17 protein-coding genes are annotated in these 18,438 nt (G+C 47.2%); 15 read left to right on the top strand and 2 right to left on the bottom strand.

Translation table 11 applies throughout. The features are described from left to right. Positions 1–201 precede the first annotated feature (201 nt). Both MHB54_RS14905 and MHB54_RS14910 read left to right on the top strand, forming a co-directional pair. A complete protein-coding gene (locus MHB54_RS14905) occupies positions 202–3,144 on the top strand; it encodes a glycoside hydrolase family 3 protein (RefSeq protein WP_264454427.1) in 2,943 nt (980 codons plus the stop codon). 66 nt (positions 3,145–3,210) lie between these two features. Beyond that, entirely contained in the window at positions 3,211–3,684 is a 474-nt protein-coding gene (locus MHB54_RS14910) for an Rrf2 family transcriptional regulator (RefSeq protein ID WP_013312437.1), read from the top strand. Positions 3,685–3,751: 67 nt separating this feature from the next. Here MHB54_RS14910 and MHB54_RS14915 read toward each other — a convergent pair whose 3' ends face one another. Then, positions 3,752–4,843, bottom strand: coding sequence for a GGDEF domain-containing protein (locus tag MHB54_RS14915; protein ID WP_023990814.1), 1,092 nt, complete (start codon positions 4,841–4,843; stop codon positions 3,752–3,754). A 224-nt stretch (positions 4,844–5,067) separates the two neighbouring features. Here MHB54_RS14915 and MHB54_RS14920 point away from each other — a divergent pair, with 224 nt between their 5' ends. The 10 genes from MHB54_RS14920 (at position 5,068) to MHB54_RS14965 (ending at position 15,035) form a co-directional block, all read left to right on the top strand. After that, on the top strand, positions 5,068–6,702 hold the full coding sequence (locus MHB54_RS14920) for a spore germination protein (RefSeq protein ID WP_023990813.1): 1,635 nt from the start codon (positions 5,068–5,070) through the stop codon (positions 6,700–6,702). 43 nt (positions 6,703–6,745) lie between these two features. Further along, positions 6,746–7,921 carry a Ger(x)C family spore germination protein gene (locus MHB54_RS14925; protein ID WP_028540755.1) on the top strand — a complete coding sequence of 392 codons (1,176 nt, stop codon included), beginning with the start codon at positions 6,746–6,748 and terminating at the stop codon, positions 7,919–7,921. A 27-nt stretch (positions 7,922–7,948) separates the two neighbouring features. Beyond that, positions 7,949–9,061, top strand: a complete 1,113-nt coding sequence (locus MHB54_RS14930; RefSeq protein WP_023990811.1) for a GerAB/ArcD/ProY family transporter — start codon at positions 7,949–7,951, stop codon at positions 9,059–9,061. Then, entirely contained in the window at positions 9,058–9,267 is a 210-nt protein-coding gene (locus tag MHB54_RS14935) for a hypothetical protein (protein WP_023990810.1), read from the top strand. Before MHB54_RS14930 ends, MHB54_RS14935 begins: the two co-directional genes overlap by 4 nt. A gap of 465 nt (positions 9,268–9,732) precedes the next feature. Beyond that, on the top strand, positions 9,733–10,128 hold the full coding sequence (locus tag MHB54_RS14940) for a Fur family transcriptional regulator (RefSeq protein ID WP_023990809.1): 396 nt from the start codon (positions 9,733–9,735) through the stop codon (positions 10,126–10,128). Next, positions 10,104–10,943, top strand: a complete 840-nt coding sequence (locus tag MHB54_RS14945; RefSeq protein ID WP_023990808.1) for a winged helix-turn-helix domain-containing protein — start codon at positions 10,104–10,106, stop codon at positions 10,941–10,943. The genes MHB54_RS14940 and MHB54_RS14945 overlap by 25 nt, the downstream gene beginning before the upstream one ends. Before the next feature lie 146 nt (positions 10,944–11,089). Beyond that, the gene (locus MHB54_RS14950; protein ID WP_023990807.1) at positions 11,090–11,503 is read left to right on the top strand and encodes a BlaI/MecI/CopY family transcriptional regulator; all 414 of its coding nucleotides are present in this window, start codon (positions 11,090–11,092) and stop codon (positions 11,501–11,503) included. A gap of 3 nt (positions 11,504–11,506) precedes the next feature. Then, positions 11,507–12,367 (top strand): M56 family metallopeptidase, encoded by an 861-nt coding sequence (locus MHB54_RS14955; protein ID WP_023990806.1) that lies wholly within the window; start codon positions 11,507–11,509, stop codon positions 12,365–12,367. Positions 12,368–12,484: 117 nt separating this feature from the next. Further along, on the top strand, positions 12,485–12,892 hold the full coding sequence (locus MHB54_RS14960) for a DoxX family protein (RefSeq protein ID WP_023990805.1): 408 nt from the start codon (positions 12,485–12,487) through the stop codon (positions 12,890–12,892). Positions 12,893–13,046: 154 nt separating this feature from the next. Next, on the top strand, positions 13,047–15,035 hold the full coding sequence (locus MHB54_RS14965; protein ID WP_023990804.1) for a methyl-accepting chemotaxis protein: 1,989 nt from the start codon (positions 13,047–13,049) through the stop codon (positions 15,033–15,035). 95 nt (positions 15,036–15,130) lie between these two features. Here the strand turns inward: MHB54_RS14965 and MHB54_RS14970 are convergent, their stop codons facing one another. Further along, on the bottom strand, positions 15,131–16,111 hold the full coding sequence (locus MHB54_RS14970; protein ID WP_023990803.1) for a DMT family transporter: 981 nt from the start codon (positions 16,109–16,111) through the stop codon (positions 15,131–15,133). 181 nt (positions 16,112–16,292) lie between these two features. On the opposite strand from MHB54_RS14970, the gene MHB54_RS14975 reads away from it, so the two are divergent. The 3 genes from MHB54_RS14975 to MHB54_RS14985 all read left to right on the top strand — a co-directional run bounded on the left by MHB54_RS14975 (position 16,293) and on the right by MHB54_RS14985 (position 18,287). Beyond that, positions 16,293–17,150, top strand: a complete 858-nt coding sequence (locus MHB54_RS14975; protein ID WP_023990802.1) for a LysR family transcriptional regulator — start codon at positions 16,293–16,295, stop codon at positions 17,148–17,150. 69 nt (positions 17,151–17,219) lie between these two features. Continuing rightward, a complete protein-coding gene (locus MHB54_RS14980) occupies positions 17,220–17,933 on the top strand; it encodes a pirin family protein (RefSeq protein WP_340981695.1) in 714 nt (237 codons plus the stop codon). A gap of 15 nt (positions 17,934–17,948) precedes the next feature. Next, on the top strand, positions 17,949–18,287 hold the full coding sequence (locus tag MHB54_RS14985) for a hypothetical protein (protein ID WP_023990800.1): 339 nt from the start codon (positions 17,949–17,951) through the stop codon (positions 18,285–18,287). Positions 18,288–18,438 lie beyond the last annotated feature (151 nt).

An 18,438-nucleotide genomic window follows, 5' to 3' on the forward strand; every position in this document is an offset into this window, starting at 1 on the left:
ATACCAAAAAATATTATTTTTAGCTTTGTATATTGAAGGTAAAATACAACTTTTTTTGTCTTTATGCTGCGGTCTCTCTTTCAAACAGTATAGGATGTTTTCGGTATTGTTGCCGGGGTACTCCTTTTTAGCTATGATATATTAAAACGCTTTCATAAAAGTGCTTTTTATCATCTTAATTAAGCTAAGGAGATGACGGATATGAGTCATGAAACAACGGGTATCGAATATTTATTTCAAGATCCGAAGATTCATCTGGATGAGCGTGTACGGGATCTCGTTTCGCGACTAACCTTGGAGGAAAAGGTTGAATCCATGTTGCAATACCAGCCGGCCATTGACCGATTGGGAGTCGCAGCTTACAAGCACGGTACGGAAGCGGCACACGGGATAGCGTGGTTAGGTGAGGCGACTTCATTTCCTCAGCCTGTAGGATTGGCATGTACTTGGGATACGGAATTAATGCGCCAAATCGGCTCTGTTATCGCAGATGAGGCACGTGTTTACTATCGTCGTGATCCCAAATTAAACGGTCTGACCCTGTGGGCACCTACGGTGGATATGGAGCGTGACCCGAGATGGGGGCGCAATGAGGAAGCTTACGGCGAAGATCCGTATTTGACGGGAGAGTTGTCAAAGGAGTTAGTCAAGGGGATACAGGGGGATCATCCGGTATATTTGAAAGCGGTTGCCACTTTAAAACATTTTCTGGGTAACAACAATGAAGTGGATCGGGGAAGTGGCTCCTCCAGTATAGACCCACGAAACCTGCGAGAATATTACCTAAGAGCTTTTGAAAAGCCTTTTACGGAAGGCGGCGCACAGTCGATGATGACTTCTTACAACCTGATTAATGGAACGCCTGCTACGTTATATCATGGGGTTAACGATATTGTCAGGGGCGAATGGGGGATGGACGGCTTTGTTGTAAGTGATGCGGGTGATGTCATGGGGATTGTCAACGATCATCAGTATTACGATTCCCATACGCCTGGCGTGGCCGAATCTATTCGGGCGGGAATTGACAGCATTACAGATGATGCAGAGCTCTCCAAACAGGCAATTCGTGAAGCCTTGGCGCAAGGAACGCTACAAGAAGAAGACCTGGATCGGGCATTGTTCCATACGTTCCGTGTCCGTTTTCGTTTGGGGGAATTTGATCCGGCGGCAGACAATCCCTATGCCTCAATCGGAGAGGAAGCTCTCCTGACAGAGCAAGCCCGTGAATTGTCGCTGCGTGCGGCGAGGGAGCAGATCGTACTGCTTAAAAATGAGCATGAACTCTTGCCATTGAACCCTGCCCAGTGTGGCAAAGTAGCGGTCATTGGTACGCATGGCAATGAGGTGTACCGCGACTGGTATTCCGGTACGCTGCCCTACCGGGTTACACCGCTGGAGGCGATTCGTGCCAAACTGGAAGGCGAGGACGCAAAGGAAAGCGTCGTGTACCGTGATGCCAAGAATCGCGTGACCTTGACGGCGGCGAATGACGGAGCGAAGCTTACAGTCGATTCTTCTGGTGAGATGCGCCTGTCCCAGGATGGAGACCCAACGGTATTGACCATGACGGATTGGGGCTATGGCAGTGTGACGTTACATGATGAGCATCTGGGTACTTACGTGACGAGTGATGAGGAAACGCTCCGTGTTACAGCTGATGAAGCGTATGGCTGGTATGTCAAAGAGGTCTTTGGGCTGACTCCTGTTGGACAAGGAGAGCATCTGTGGACAACATGGAATGGCAAACCAGTGATTGCCGGAACGGAGGGCTCATTAAAGGTAGTGGAGGCTGAAAAATCTGCACTTAACGCTGTAGAGAGTAACGCCTCGACAGTTTTAGGACAGAGCCAAACATTCCAGGTAGAGACGGTGTCAGATGGTTTAGCGGAAGCGATAGCCGCTGCGCAAGCGGCAGATACAGCAATTGTATTTGTTGGAAATCACCCGCTCATCAATGGAAAGGAAGAGAATGACCGTCCAGGCTTGGAACTGGCAGCTTCCCAGCAACGGCTTATCGAGGAAGTGTATCGCGTCAATCCGAATACGATTGTGGTTCTGACGGGCAGCTATCCATTTGCCATCCCTTGGGTTCAGGAGCATATTCCAGCGATCGTATACACGTCTCATGCGGGACAAGAGCATGGTACAGCAATAGCGGATGTGTTATTTGGAGATTACGCGCCAGCGGGGCGTTTGAACATGACCTGGGTTCAGAGCGAGGATCAATTGGGCGACATCAAAGATTACGATATTATTCGCGGCGGTCGTACCTATCAATATTTTGAAGGTGAATCCTTGTATCCGTTTGGCCATGGATTGACGTATTCGCCTTTTGAATATAATGACCTGCGTACGGATGCCCCAAAGGATAGCGTAAAATCTATTGCTGCACTGGATGCCGTGGATACGCTCCAGGTGTGGGTAGAGGTGACGAATCGGGGTGTAGCTGCTGGTGAAGAGGTTGTACAACTCTATGTACGGCCCGGTGCCTCACGAGTAAAGCGACCACTGAAGACATTGTGCGGTTTTCAACGTATTCGCTTAGACGCAGGTGAGACGCGAACGGTTTCCTTTACGATTCGGATGAAGGATTGGGCGATTTGGGATGTTACACGGGATTGCTATTGCGTTGAAACGGGGGAATATACACTGCTGGCAGGCGCTTCCTCAGCGGATATCCGGTTGGAGCACCCTGTGTACGTTCGTGGCGAAGTTATTCCACCACGCCAAGCCGGACGAAGTATTCGCGCTGAAAACTTTGATAATTGCTCCGACATCGTACTGGATGAAAGCAAGGAGCAAAGGGAGGCCTGTGTACGTCCGCGCACACCTCAACGTTCCGGTTGGATTGCCTTTCATGGCGTAGACATGGATACGGTGAGTGTGGTCGAGCTTCAGTGTCGCGTGTCAGGCAACAGTAGCGATGCCACAATTGAGCTGCGTTTGGATGCACCGGACAGCGAAGCTGTGGCACGTGTGAACGTGGGCAATACAGGAGGGGCGCAAGCATGGGTTACGCTTTCGGAAGCGGTACATTCAGTCTCTGGCACACGTGATGTATACCTGTTGTTGAGCGGGGAAGTGCGGCTAGCTCATTTTACTTTGGGCGCTAATGCTACAGAGGATTCCGGCTTTCAGGCTTGAACTTACTTCTGACATCACGTACAATGCATTCAACGAAGTTTCTACAGCTTAGGGGTGTCATCTCATTTGAATAGTGAAAAACGACTACGCACCGCAACGCCCAAATGGCTTGGGGTGGCGGTAAAGGCGCTTGTCTATTTGGAAAAGCACGGAGAACTCTGTGCCAGCGGTTCTATTGCCCGTTCCATTGACTGCGAAGTCACTTTGGTGCGCAGGGTGCTGACGCGACTTGTACAGGCAGATTTGATTGCAGCACGCGAAGGTCGTGAGGGAGGCTATGTGCTTACCCGTTCGGCCGACCATATTACACTTGCCGATATATACCACGCCATTGAAATATGTGATCCGATTTTCCCGGGTATGATGCATGAACCGGAAACCAATCCTTTTTGTGAGGAGTTGGCGATAGCCGTATCCGAAATTTTAGCCGAGAGCGAACGACGTATGCTGGAAGTATGGGGGTCCCATACGCTGGCTTCGCTTGCCAATCGTACATCACTCGTGGTGGGAAAATGCAATCATAATGAAGATTCAAAATGATAATAGCCGATACGACTCTCAAAAGAGGGTTGTATCGGCTATTTCTATGAAATGGTCATGCCTCAAATTATGTTTCATATGAGCAAACCCGGTTACGTCCTGCATTTTTAGCTTCGTATAGTGCTTTATCTGCCTGCTCCAACAGGGCTGCCCCGGACATATCTTCCCCGGTACCAGGAAATGTCGTCACACCGATGGACACCGTGACCTTAAGAACAAGACCATCCGCTAAAATAAACTCGTGCTGATTTACTCCACTAAGAATCTGATTAGCTATTCGCAACGCTTGCCGAAAAGCACAATTTGGCAAAAGCACGGTGAATTCTTCCCCCCCGCTGCGGGTGACTACATCATTAGGACGACATTTTTCCATTAGAATCTGCCCAAGCTGGCGCAGCACTGCATCTCCTGCCGCATGCCCATAGGTGTCGTTGACTTCCTTGAAGTGATCAATATCCAACACCAGTACAGATAAGTGCTCATGACGTTGACGAGCTTGAGGGAGCTTCTCTTCCAATGAAAACTCAAGCTGTCTTCTGTTGCTTAAATTAGTGAGATGGTCTGTGTAGGAGGTATGCTCCAGTCGAAGTAATAGCTCATTGGATGTGTTGATAGATTCAGCAATGAGGTACAGAAGACATCCGCCGATCATGGATATGAATAATTGGAGCGGATAAACATGCAGAACATCATCAAGATTCTTCAAATTAATCATAAGGGAACAGAATATAATGCCCATAGCAAAAACGTTCATAATCATCAGCTTGGGTAAACGTGACCAGGACAGATGTGACAATAAAGCGCACCCCAGCCCAACGAGCATCATAAAAATAGCGCCTACGATGGCTTGAGTGTTGATACCAAACAGCAATAATCTACCTACACATATAAATAGGGTAGCCATGAGCGTTGCTGGGGCGCCGATGTACGTTGCGGTAGCTACGATGGCCAAATGACGAAGATCGGCAATCGTATTAAATCCTACTGGAATTGAATAGTACATCATAACAATGCCATAGCACCCAAAAAGGCCGCCTCCGATCCAATGTATCTTACGCTTCAAGGTGTGCAGACGGATTTTATATCTTTGTGATATGAGGCCAGTTATGTACAAAAAGGTGACAAGGATACAGGTATTTACAAAAAACGTACTGAACAAGATGCTAACCCTCCCGAGAGGCATATTTCTTCATTTTATCAAAAAAACTGACATTAAGCTTGAAAATGAAGAATTTATTGAAATTTATTACGCTGATGCGCTTATAACGTTTCGTTCACGTGTTTGGTGCATAACTGGGAATAGATTGAGCATACTCCAAAGATACAAGAATAAGGAAAAATAGGCGGTATCTATTGCTGCCTTACTGGAGATGAGGTTTGCTCATGATTCGCTATCCCTATCGCAAACATAATAAAAAGTCGGGTGCGGGCAAGAACAATGAAAATTCTCCGCGCTATTTAAAAATCGATACTTGTTTGGAAACCAACTTGCAGCAAATTAAGAAATTGACATCAGATAGCCCAGACTTTCTGATTCGCCGCTTTAAATTAGGGCTGAGGGCGGATGTTCCCGCCGCTATTGTGTTTCTGGATAGTATGGCTAAAACGGATACGGTGAATGAACTCATCATGAGATCCATGCTTAGCCGCCCATCTGCTGAAGTGGCTGCTGAGGCGGAGAATGCAGAAGCGCTGTACGCAAGAATACAGAGTCATGCGCTTGCACTAGGAGAAGTGAAGGACTGCGATGATTGGAATTCCATGATGGAACAACTGTTAGTGGGGGACACGATCATCCTATTGGAAGGCTGCGAAAAAGCCATTGCGTGCGGCACACGTGGGGGAGAGACACGCGCAGTCAGCGAGCCAACAACACAGACAGTCGTCAGAGGACCGAAAGAGGGATTTGTAGAATCCCTGTTCACGAATATTTCTCTCGTCCGGCGACGGATTAAAAGCTCCGATCTTACACTGGAGATGTTCCAAGTGGGAAGCACGTCCCTCACAAATGTGGCCATGCTCTACATGAAAAATATTGCAAATCCACGTGTCGTAGATGAGGTTCGTAAACGGGTAGAAAGCATCAATATTGACGCTGTATTTGAGTCCGGCATGGTTGAGGAGATGATACAGGAAAATCACTTTACACCATTCCCGACGATTTTTAACACGGAAAGACCGGACACCATTAGCAGCAATATTATGGAGGGTCGAGTGGCTCTCATTGTAGACGGGACTCCGTTTGTACTGGTGATGCCTACAATATTTGCCCAATTTTTTCAGAGTTCTTCGGATTATGAAGAGCGTTACGATATGGCGACTGTTGTTCGGCTCATTAGATATATCAGCTTCATTATTCTTATTCTGGGGCCTTCTCTCTACATTGCCTTAACAACATACCATTATGAAATGATACCGACTCCACTACTGATCAGCATATTGGCTCAGCGGGAATCCGTTCCTTTTCCGGCATTTCTAGAGGCGTTTATTTTGGAGATTACCTTTGAGATTTTGCGTGAGGCGGGTATTCGAATGCCGCGTGCGGGTGGTCAAACGGTATCCGTTATTGGTGCGCTTGTGTTGGGTCAAGCGGCCGTGGAAGCCGGAGTCGTCACCCCGCTGCTCACAATTATAGTAGCCCTGACAGGAATAGCCAGTTTCGCAATCCCAGCCTATAACATGGCAGTGGCCGGGAGATTGTGCCGGTTTATTTTCATGATACTGTCAGCGTTTATGGGGCTATACGGCATTACATTGGGGCTGATTGCGTTGATTGCTCATATGAACAGTCTAAGTTCCTTCGGGGTGCCCTACATGGCGCCTTTCAGTCCTTTTGTGCTGGAGAGTCAAAAGGATGCCGTATTGCGACTCCCATTTTGGATGATGAAGAAACGTCCTAAAAGCATAACGTCTAAGAACCAGAAACGAATGAAGGGTGGAAGCGGGAATTCCCCTTCTGATAAAACCACACCGATGCAGGAGGGGGGCAATCAGGGTGTATCAGGGGAAGAGGAATGAACAAAGGGCAGTAACCTTTAAGGGGAGTATAGGGAGACTGTGTTTGGTCCTGTTACTGTTCGCTCCCTTGTTATCCGGTTGCTGGGATTCTGTGGAGTTAAACCAGAGAGCAGTAGTAGCGGGGATAGGAATTGATATGGTTGGGGAGTCAGATTACGAAGTTTCCCTACAGGTGATCGTGGCAGATGAAATCGCCGGAGCCAAAGCGAGAGGAGATACTCCTGTCGTTTTGTATCGGGAAAAGGGAAAAAATCTGTTTCAAGCGCTCCGCAGAGCCTCACAAAAGGTTCCGAGGATCATTTCTTTGGCGCACACCAAACTGGTCGTTATTGGTGAAAAGCTGGCACGGGCTGGAATCGGCGATATGATGGATTCTTTGGAAAGGTCTACAGAAATCCGGTTGCCGGTGAAAATGCTGGTGGCACGCGGTAATACTGGGAAGGATGTACTGGCAATCATGACCGCGATCGGCCGTATTCCGGCCAATGATATTTCAGGAAAGCTGGAAACATCGGAGCGTTTGTATGCCGGGGATTACGCGGTGACTATCGACGATGTCATTCGCAGCATGTCTCATAAGGGTGGCGGTCCTGTGCTGACGGGCATAGGGGTCAATGGGAATTTGGAGCAGGCTGCAAGCAAGAACAATGTGGACAATATTTTACCGAAAGCCATTGTTCATATTAACGGAATGGGGGTGTTCAAAAAGGATCGGCTTGTCCACTGGTTGGACGATGACCAGGCCATTGGACTGTCTATGATCAACAACAAGGTGAAAGGTGCCCAAACAACACTGAGCTGCGGTAAGAATAGGGAAACCATTGGCATCGAAACCTTGTTTTCTGCAACCAAGATACACACTCGGATGGAGCAAGGAGAGCCTATTTTTGTGATTAACTTAAAACAGACCGGGGCAGTACAGGAAGCCGAGTGCTCGATTAACTTACAGAGTCCGGAGGCGATGAAAAGACTGCAGGAGCAATGGACAGAGGAGACGAAAAAAGTAATCGCTTCAACAGTCAGAGACATTCAGCGTACCCGCAGCGATGTAATAGGCTTTGGCCTTGCGCTGGAGAGGAGCCATCCCCAACAATGGAAGAGGCTCTCTCACGATTGGAGCCGTTATTTTGCGGAAAGTACCGTTCGTATTCAAGTGACTTCTATACTGAAACACACTCAGTCGCGGACTAACCCATATTCCAAGGGGGAATCAGACTAGTGAAAAATAGAACAAGGAGGGAAGGCCATGAAAAAAAGGGTACAGATAGGTGCAAAAGAGATGATCTCTCTTATGGTGTTGTTTGAGATGGGTACATCCATGATGTCTATTCCCGGAAGGAATGCGGGCAAGGATGCGTGGATCGCCATCCTCATTTCCACAGTTTTGGGGGCAATGCTTTTTGTATGCTATGGCAGCCTTCACCGACGCTTTCCCGACTTGCTCATGACACAGTACTGCAGAGCCCTTTTGGGCAAGAAAGCAGGGAGTGCGCTTGCTTTTATATATATCGTGTTTTTTCTTTACGGCGGAGCACGGGATCTTCGGGACACGGGGATCCTGATTGCCGACCGGACACTTCAGCATACGCCGTTGACAGTCATTTGTGCCTTAATGATTGGACTTGTAATGTATGTGGTGTATTTGGGAATCGAGGTTGCAGGCCGGACGGCCATCATCATGTTGATTTTGCTACTGTTGCTGGGCCTAGCCACGAATATATTAATTTTGTTGGCAGGCATTGTAGATGTGGGCAATATATTGCCCATAGCCGAGCATGGCTGGCAGCCGATATGGCAAGTTGTTTATTCGCAAGCCGTGATGCTACCGTACGGCGAGATGGTTACGTTTGCGATGATTCTTCCCACATTAAAAAAGGGCTATCGTGCCAATGGGGTAGGGGTCTCTGCTATATTGTTCGGAGGGCTGCTCCTATCTATTGTTACACTGTCCAATGTGCTTGCACTGGGAGAGGATGTGTTTAAACGGGCGACTTACCCGCTACTCTCGATGATCAGCAAGGTCGAAATATCTGATTTTATCGACAGAGTCGATGTCATCGGCGTTATGAGCGTTATTATCTTTGATTTTTTTAAAATTTTCATCTTCTATTATGCCGCGGTTAAAGCCGCAGAGGATGTATTGAGAATGTCATACCATAAACTGATCCTGCCATTTGGGATTATCATGTTAGTCTCTTGTGTATTGATGACACTGAGCTATCAAGATCACCTTCAAACAGGCGAGTTAGTGCTGAAATGGCTGTTTCCGATATTTGCCGTGTTTTTTCCTATCTTGCTGCTAATCGTGTCGTGGCTGAGAAAGACCCGGAATAAAAAAGGAGAGGAAAATGTCTCATGAGACATCGTCTTGCCGACAAAACATACATCAGTACCGGTAAAATGCTCATTTTGATGTTCGATTTTATTCTTGGAAATGCGGTCATTATTAATATGGATAATGAATATGAACGGAATGCATGGATTGCCACTTTGAATTTGGACGAATGTCCCTCATCTATGTCCATCCATTATTTGCTTGCGTTTTCCCTTGTTTGTTCTTTCTGATGACTCTCTTGCGGAGAATCAGAGGAAGAAGTAGAAACTTTGAGGAAACGTGACCATTGTGAGAACAGGAAGCGAAATGCGTTTCCTATTGGCTTTTTGCCCACATTTATAAAGAACACTATAAGCATTCCTGCCAGGACGACATATTCCGATGGTCGCATAGTGCGAAAAGCCAATGAAATAGGCTCCCAAGGATGATGAGCGCCGAAAAGCCATTTTATCGATATACTTGTTCCGAGCGTAAGCATCATAAAGAGAATGAATATCCACAGTATTTTCATAAAATATTCCTCCAATGTGTATGGGCTGAGATGTACCATGTATACATTGTGTTGCAAAGCCGTTCAATTTATCCGATCCCATTGACTTGAAATAAATTAAGATTTATACTTATTCTAAGTTGATCTTTATTGTGATTGTAATTTTGTAATTAATATAATCTGCGTTGGTTAAGGGAGATGCGGTATGAGAACTTTAAATTTAACTTCGCAGCGCCAAGCGGTATATGATGTGGTTCGTGAAGCCCACGATCATCCTACTGCGGCTGATGTTATGAATCGGTTGATGGAGCGCGGATATAATCTGGCCTATGGAACAGTATATAATTCCCTACGTTATTTGACGGATAAGGAATTAATCCGTGAATTGAAGCTGGGGGAAGCTGCTAGTCGTTATGATGGACGGATGGACGATCATCAGCATATTATTTGTCAGGTATGCGGCCGAGTAGATGAAGTAATGAGTGAAGTCCCACATGATTGGATTGACACGGTTGCGCATGAAACGGGGTATAATATTGCCCATGCCCATGTCGTATTCGGAGGAGTGTGTAAGGAATGTCAAAGCAAGCGAATCAGATAACGAATCGTTTCAAAGTGGCTGACATGCCTAGACGGGTGAAGGGCAGTTGGACATCGATGTTAGCAGCTCCCTCTACACCTACGTTGCAGACCGTTCCCTCCAATGAGCCTTTGTATTGTCCGACTACACGTCGTATCATTCTGATCAGTTCGGTACCGGGTGTAGTTCATGGGTTGGTGCGTACGTTGTCAGATGCGTGTTTTGATGTGATGGTTTTTCATCGCTGGGAGCCTGAAGTGCAGCGTCATCTGGGAAGCGATCTGTTGATTTACGATTTGACCGCCACCGAACCACAGAGTGAATTACTGGATATCCGCAATCGTCTCGAGGTAGAACACATGAAAGACACACCGGTTATGTATGTGGTTCAGGATCGGGTGTCTGTACATGCGCATGAGCTGCTTCCTTCAGAAGAGGTGCTGGTGTGGCCGCTGGCTTCCAATCATATGGTGCATGACATTGAACGGATGATTGTACGCCATCCTGCCGCTTCCCGTCAGGCCGCGCAAGCCAGCCGTCGTACGGTATTCAAGGACATCTGGATTGATCGAGATAAAATGCTGGTATATAAAGAAGAGAGTCAATTGAATCTGACTAAAACAGAATACGATTTGCTGCTGAAGCTGATTGATGCTCAAGGCAAAGTGATCTCCCGCGAGCAAATGATGCACGATATCTGGGAGACGGATTTTGTAGGCGGCAGCAACGTTGTAGATGTGCATGTCAAAAGTTTGCGCAAGAAGCTGGATGATCGACCTGCAGAACCTGAATATATTGCAACCGTAAGAGGTGTAGGATACAGATTGGCAGATTGAACTAAAAGCTATGAATACCGATGAATTTCCGCCGGATGGAGACATTCGGCGGTTTGTATATGATTCCATGAAGAAACTGACATTAGGTGTGACGGTTGACTTTATCCGGATATATACACTACAATCGGTAGTGTGAGGTGCTTCTTATGAAACGACTGAATTTTAAAGCTGGCGAAACCGGGCTTAACCGATTTTTCGGACCTCTGGAAGCCAAAATTATGGATATTTTATGGTCCACTTCGGATCGGAGTATCAAAGAAGTGCAGACCGCGTTGGAGGGGGATCGGGACTTTAACTTCAATACGGTAATGACCGTGATGAACCGTTTAGTGGAAAAGGGAATACTGAGTAAGAGTATACGTGGGAGAACGTCTTTATATCGTCCAGTATTAAGCAGGGATGAGTTCATGGATGAGCAATCCAAGGGACTGAGTCACGAATTGGTTGATGAATTTGGTCCGCTTGCTGTCAATCATATGATTGATGCTCTGGAGGTGGCCGATCCGAAGTTGATCGAACGTCTGGAACAAAAAATTAAACAATGGAAAAAGGATATGTAGACGATGTGGAAAACACGTTCTAAATTACTGTTTACAGCAGGCGCCTTGATTTCGGGTTTCGCCCTTATACAGATGGGTATGTACGCCGGGCAGCATGTTTTCGGCTGGAAATTGAATTATAACGTGTTTCAAATATGCAGAAGCTTGTTGCAGCACTACGGAATCGGCTACATGGTGGATGCGCTCAGCGGGCTGGTTCTCGTTACCTTCACTATCGCCGGAGGAGAAGCAGTCAGACAGTGTATGGCTACCAGGGCAGCTTTTCGCAGACTGCACCGAATGCGTGACCTGCCGCTGACCGAAGCACTGGGTGAGCGATATCGTGAACTCGGGACCGATCGGATATGGGTCATTGATTATCCTAAGCCAGCCGCCTTCACCATGGGATTATGGAAGCCACGTATTGTATTGTCCTCTGCACTATTGTCCGTACTGGACAAGCACGAGGAAGAAGCGGTCATATACCATGAAGCCTATCATATGAAACATTATGATCCGTTGAAGACCTGGTTGCTGCAAGTGTGTGCTAAACAGCTATTTTACTTGCCGGTTCTGCGTCACATTACCAATCATTATAAGACGGCCCGTGAAATTTTGGCTGATAACGAAGCGATTCATCGAGCCGGTTCACCAGTTGGGATTGGGAGCGCATTGCTCAAGCTTCTGAGTATGACGCCTGCCAATACTCGCCTGGTAAACTCCGCCGCTTGTTCCTCGTTTGCAGAAACGTCCATTAATTATCGTATCTCACGTATTTTAGACCCTCAGCAAGAACCTGTCATTCAAATGCCTTGGCGTTCGATTATGTTTTCCAGCTATGTGCTAGTGATGCTGACACTTATGTTCGCACTGGCGCTAATCTAGTTGGATAAGATGTTTCCTACGGGTGGCGCTTTTCGCGCTCCCGATTCTCGATGTACAATACACTACATTATGTAGTTTGTTACAGGATTTTTATACAACTTAAAAGGAGATGAGCAAATGAATCAAACGCTTATGAATATTGGATTGTTGTTGGTACGAATCTTTACAGGGGTTATTTTTATCGTTCACGGTGCACAAAAGTTTCAGGGATTAGACGGAACCTCTGGCTTCTTCCAAAGTATCGGACTCCCTGGTTGGATGGCCCCTGTGGTCGCTACGGTTGAGCTGGTTGGAGGAATTGCACTGGTTCTGGGTATCGGAACACGAGTGGCTGGAGCGGCATTGACCATTGTTATGATTGGTGTATTGCTAACCGCTAAAAAAGGACAGCCTTTTGGCTCGATTGAATTTGATCTGCTGATTCTGTTCACCAGCCTTCAGCAAGCGCTTGTCGGTGGACGTTTTCTGGCAGTGGATCAGTTATTTGGCCGTAAAAAGGCTGAAAACAGTAACGTACAGGTCTAAATGTTCATATAACCGCGTCCTTAGTCTCATAGGGCGCGGTTTTTGTTTTTCTCCTTTGTGAAATTTTATTGTAAATCATTTGTTACTTTCAACCGATATAACTAACACTGAATGTAATTCAAATATATCGTTTTATGAGCAAAGGGGAAAAAACATGGGAACAACGCGAAAGAGAAAAACTATATGGACACTCAGGAACAAGCTAAGTTTAGGCTTTTTGCTTGTTTTGCTGATTCCGAGCTTAAGTATTTCCATTGCGACCTATAAATCATCATATAATGCTATGGAAAAACAGCTCTACAGCAGTGCAAATCAGGGTGTAGCGACGGCTAACTCGATTATTGAATATGCAATCGCCAGTAAAATTAAAGATGCGAAGTATTTGGCGGAGCGTCTGGACGCCTCAATGATAGATGGTCGAAACAGCCCATTGATTCAGCCCAAACTGATTCAATACAAGGGCTTGCACGAAGATGCGACGGATATTTTTGTTGGAACACCGGACGGGCTGATGATTCGGGGGGTGCCCAAGGAGGACGAAGGGACATTTGATCCTCGCACACGGCCATGGTACATCGAAGCGATGAAGCAACCCGGTAAGGTAGCGATCACCCCTGTTATCATCAATTCATCGGGTATTCCTGTTGTGGTGGTATCTCAGACGCTTTCCGACCAGTCCGGGGTTATCGGGATTTCTCTAAATCTGGAAAGTGTACGCAAACTGGCCTCCATCAAAGTCGGCCAGGAGGGGTATATCATCATTTTGGATCATACGAAAAAATTTGTAGTCCACCCTACAGCTAAGCCGGGTACATCTCTTGATGCAAGCTTTATAAATGATATGTATGCTGCGCAGAGCGGGCAGTATACATATGTGTATGAAGGCCAAGAGAAGTACCTGAACTATGTAACGAATAAAGATACCGGCTGGAAAATAGCAGGTACCTTCTATCAATCCGAGATTAGCGATGCCACCGCTGCCATACGTTATGTAACCATTTTTGTGTTGGCTGCCTCATTGGTGATTGCGCTTATCGCGATTTTCCTGATCACCCGTTCTGTTCTGGTACCGATTCGTAAGCTGCAAAAATCAGCAGAACGAATCAGTGAAGGAGATTTGACGGGCGATTTGGAAACTGGAAAAACGGATGAGGTAGGCGAATTGTCTTCTCACTTCCAAACTATGGTCGATAGTTTGCGCACGATGATTCGAAGCGTACACGAAACGACAGATCGGGTAAGTTCTTCAGCGGAGGAGCTGGCTGCGGGTGCAGATCAGACGACCCAAGCGATTGAGCATGTCACCATTGCTATCCAGGAAGTAGCTGTGGGCAGCGAACGTCAGGTGCAGAGCGTCAAGCACGGCTCTGTACATATGGAGGAGCTTGCTCAGCAAGCAGCGAACGTATCCGAGCGTATGCTGGGCGTATCTGAACATGTGAAGATGAACGCCGAGTCGGCTCAGGAGGGTAGCAAGGCTGCTACGCAGGCTGTACAGAAGATGCATGACATCGACGAGACCGTTAACGATCTCGGACAAGCCATGGACTCCCTGAATGAGCGCTCCGGTGAAATCGTGAATATTATCAGCGTTATATCCGGTATCGCTAAACAGACCAATCTGTTAGCTCTGAATGCGTCCATTGAGGCCGCACGCGCTGGGGATCATGGTAAGGGATTTGCCGTGGTCGCTACGGAGGTGCGTAAGCTAGCTGAGGAATCAGCGAAATCGGCTACTTTGATCTCGGAGCGCATTGAAGCGATGCAGGTGGATATGAATCATGCTCTGGGTGCTATGCATCAAGCGCGGACACGGGTGACGGAAGGCATTGATTCGGTAACCACGTCTGAGCAATCCTTTGCGGAAATCAGCCAAGCCGTGGAACGAGCTATGGAGCATATCAATGACATTACCGGAGTGACTCAGGAAATGGCACGGGGGACTGTAGGTGTCGTAGATATTATGAGCGATATTTCCCACATTTCGGACGAGGCAGCGAGCAACACCGAGTCGATCTCAGCGGCAGCTGAGCAACAGCTCGCTTCTATAGAGGAAATTGCTTCATCTACAGCGGACCTGAGCCAAATGGCAGAGGAGCTACGCGAACTGGTTGGACGGTTTCAGGTTGAAGGAAAATCTTAAAATGATAAAAAGCGCCGGATACAGGAGATTGTACTCTGTATCCAGGCGCTTTTTTTAAATGTTTTAGCATAATTTTTGGTTTGCAGAGTTAGAAGTTAACGTTGGAAGGACTTGCGGCGATCCAGGCGGAAACGGAAATTCCGTGAGCTGTCGGAAGGACGCAGCGAACTTCTCTGAAACATATTGTTCAGAATCAGTGCGAAAATGACTAGCACTGTACCATATAGTTCAAAACGGCTAATAGCATAACCTTGGAAGTACATGAGTACCAGCGTGGTAATCGGTACAAAGTTAATAAATAGAATTCCGTTCAGTGGAGACAGCTTTCGGATTCCGGCATTCCAGCTAAGCAGGGCGGCTAGCCCTGGAAGCAGGATCATAAAGCTCATTTCGTATTTAACTGACCACACAGCCTGCCAGTCTGGCACCACAATCCAGTTGAAAGCAGAGGCAAATGTGACGACTGCGAAGGAGACGAGAGTTCCGAGCAGACAGGTTAGGGTTGAATACCGAAGAGTAGACCATCCTGCAAAATGGCTGCCTCCCATGGAATATACGACCCATCCGACGACGCCTACGAAAATAAGCAGCAGCGGCAGTAAATGTTGTCCGGCAAGCGTGAAAAAGGTCCATTTTCCGTTCGTGATCACTAGTAAAGCCCCAGCCAGCGCAATCACCATGCTGATTAGTGTATATTTCGGAGGCATTTTACGGGTCATGATCCACACCATCGCAATGGAAATCATCGGCATTAGAACTTCCATTATAGAGGCTACGAGAGTACCTGCTGCCCCCATCGCGTGCTGCCCCTGGAAAACGGCCATATTATAAATGGTGAATCCCATGGTCCCGAAGAATAACAACGTCTTACCCTTGCCCTCAAAGCGAAATGCAGTCCGTCCCTCTTTGAGCCACAATAGCACGACTAAAATGAGTGTAACCGATAAATAGCGCAAAAATGAAAAGTACAGTGGATTGATATGTTGTAATGCAATGTGCGAAACCGGAAACATCGCCCCCCAGGACATACTGGCGATTAGGCATAATAAAGATCCGGTCATGATTTGTCTGTTCATGGTGTACAAAAGCTCCTCCTTGCCGGTCTCAGCGGACATATCTTATGGACACATCATAAAGGATAGGAAGCTGTTGGTAAAATGATTGAAAATAAACATTATGATCATTTAAAATGATAATAAGTGACAAGGCGCGTCAATTTTGATGGCCCATTGTCCTTCACAATAAGGGGGAGCAGTAGTGGATCTGAACGATTTAAACATTTTCCAGACGGTGGCTGCGCATGGCAGTGTCAGCAAGGCTGCAGCCGAGCTTAGCTATGTCCAGTCCAATGTAACGGCCAGAATCAAGCTGCTCGAAAAGGAACTGCAAACGCCTTTATTTAATAGACATAAGCGGGGAATGATCCTCAATGCCGAGGGCAAGCGTCTGCTGCAATATACGAAAAGCATTTTATCGCAATTCGAGGAAATGAAACATGCGTTTCAGAATACCTCTGCACCTTCGGGGGTGCTGGAGATTGGCATTGTGGAGACTGTCATTGCCCTCCCGGCCATTTTACATGCTTACTATAGCAAGTACCCGGATGTCGAGTTGTCCCTAAAGGCCGGGGTTACAGAGTCTCTGGTGCAGGAGGTTGCAGAAATGCGGCTGGATGGAGCTTTTGTGACCGGGCCGGTGAAGCATCCGCTGATTGAACAGTTTGATGTATTTCAGGAAAAGCTGGTCCTCGTATCCCAAGGAGATGACTTTTCTGTTGAGGATCTTACAACCCGTCCACTCCTGCTGTATAAAAAAGGTTGCGGCTACCGGGGACGGCTGGAAACCTGGCTCAAGATGGAGGGGATTATTCCCAAGCAGATTATGGAGTTTGGGACATTTGAGACAATTATCGGCAGTGTGGCGGCTGGTATTGGAATGACTGTTTTTCCCGAATCGTCGATCAGTGGGCTGGTGGCTCAAGGCCTTGTCTGCGGTCATGCGATGCCTGAGCCGTACAATGAAGTAACAACGGTGTTTATCCGGCGTAAGGAAGCCTTTGTTACCAGTACTTTGCAGTCTTTTATAGACGAAATTATCACTCAGACAGAGGCGTAGCTTTATCGCTGGGGCTCGGTTACAATGAGAGGGATTTGATCTCATTTTTCTTCCTGAAGGAGGGCTATTATGTTTACAATATATCCGGCGGCTTCCCGATTCAGCTTCGATAAGGGCTGGCTGCGGGGGAGTCACAGCTTTTCATTCGCGGAGTATCAGGATGAGAACAATACAGCGTTTGGTCCTATGCGTGTCTGTAATGACGATGTCATCACACCGGGACGGGGCTTTGGGGCGCATCCGCACAGTGATATGGAGATTGTTTCGATTGTGCTGTATGGGGAATTGCGTCATGAAGACAACCGTGGACATGTAGCGGTGACTCGTTTTGGAGGCATTCAGCGAATGTCAGCGGGCCACGGCATCATTCATACGGAGCACAACGCTTCACAAACGGAGGATGTCAGTCTACTGCAATTGTGGTTTAGCCCGCATACGAGAGGCCTGAAACCGTCATATGAGGCTACAGCGTTCAATCCTGAGCGTCTTCACGGTCAGCTTCTGCCTGTCGTTGCCGGAAAGCGCGTACCAGGCACAGAGGGTGAAATAGCTGCAATCAATCAGGATTTAACGATTTATTTAAGCAAGCTTCAGCCTGGAGAGCAAGTAGAATTCACACAGGCCGAGGGTCGGCGCGTGTTCCTATTCGTCATCGAAGGCTCGCTGCGTGTGAACGGTGAACATATTCTGCAAGGACGCGATTCCGCTCGTATTGAGCAGGAGCCGAAGCTCTCACCGAAAGCAGAAGATTCTGTTTTTTATATGTTGATTGATTTGCCCTAAAAGGAGGTGCGCACAATGGCGCAGCAGGAAACATGGCTGATCAAGCATGCCGTCACGGGACGTAGCTTTGCTGACAGCCGCAAGCAGGTTTTCGATTGCCATTTGGAATCGGCGGACGGCGTGTTTCGCTTTACGCTTCAAGGACTGCCGCATGAGACGGCGGAGGCGATTGTGCGTTATAGCGGGGAGTTGAACGTATTTCGTTTTGTAACGCTGGTAGACGATGGACCCGTGGTGAAGCATTGGTATTACGTCACCCCGGAAAGCGTGGAATATCATGATCAGACAGATGAGCTTACGTTCAAAGCTAGTTCTGAGATTGAATACCATCCCGAGGAGTATTGGGGAGATTAATCATTCCTTTATCATAAATTTTCAGATTTATAATGGATTTTCGAAGGCCCTGCATCATTGCAGGGCCTTTTTGTTATCTGTTCAACATGTTGAGTTCATTGGATACATAATCCTTTGCAGGCTGGTACATCCTATATGTCATATTATCTGT

The sequence above is a fragment of the Paenibacillus sp. FSL M7-0802 genome (assembly GCF_038004945.1).
GTDB classification, from domain to species: Bacteria; Bacillota; Bacilli; order Paenibacillales; family Paenibacillaceae; genus Paenibacillus; species Paenibacillus polymyxa_B.

Excerpts from the sequence above, each read along its gene's own strand:
- MHB54_RS14905 (WP_264454427.1), top strand. The coding sequence starts at position 202 with ATGAGTCATGAAACAACGGGTATCGAATATTTATTTCAAGATCCGAAG.
- MHB54_RS14920 (WP_023990813.1), top strand. The coding sequence starts at position 5,068 with ATGATTCGCTATCCCTATCGCAAACATAATAAAAAGTCGGGTGCGGGC.
- MHB54_RS14930 (WP_023990811.1), top strand. The coding sequence starts at position 7,949 with ATGAAAAAAAGGGTACAGATAGGTGCAAAAGAGATGATCTCTCTTATG.
- MHB54_RS14935 (WP_023990810.1), top strand. The coding sequence starts at position 9,058 with ATGAGACATCGTCTTGCCGACAAAACATACATCAGTACCGGTAAAATG.
- MHB54_RS14940 (WP_023990809.1), top strand. The coding sequence starts at position 9,733 with ATGAGAACTTTAAATTTAACTTCGCAGCGCCAAGCGGTATATGATGTG.
- MHB54_RS14945 (WP_023990808.1), top strand. The coding sequence starts at position 10,104 with ATGTCAAAGCAAGCGAATCAGATAACGAATCGTTTCAAAGTGGCTGAC.
- MHB54_RS14950 (WP_023990807.1), top strand. The coding sequence starts at position 11,090 with ATGAAACGACTGAATTTTAAAGCTGGCGAAACCGGGCTTAACCGATTT.
- MHB54_RS14955 (WP_023990806.1), top strand. The coding sequence starts at position 11,507 with ATGTGGAAAACACGTTCTAAATTACTGTTTACAGCAGGCGCCTTGATT.
- MHB54_RS14960 (WP_023990805.1), top strand. The coding sequence starts at position 12,485 with ATGAATCAAACGCTTATGAATATTGGATTGTTGTTGGTACGAATCTTT.
- MHB54_RS14965 (WP_023990804.1), top strand. The coding sequence starts at position 13,047 with ATGGGAACAACGCGAAAGAGAAAAACTATATGGACACTCAGGAACAAG.
- MHB54_RS14970 (WP_023990803.1), bottom strand. The coding sequence starts at position 16,111 with ATGAACAGACAAATCATGACCGGATCTTTATTATGCCTAATCGCCAGT.
- MHB54_RS14980 (WP_340981695.1), top strand. The coding sequence starts at position 17,220 with ATGTTTACAATATATCCGGCGGCTTCCCGATTCAGCTTCGATAAGGGC.
- MHB54_RS14985 (WP_023990800.1), top strand. The coding sequence starts at position 17,949 with ATGGCGCAGCAGGAAACATGGCTGATCAAGCATGCCGTCACGGGACGT.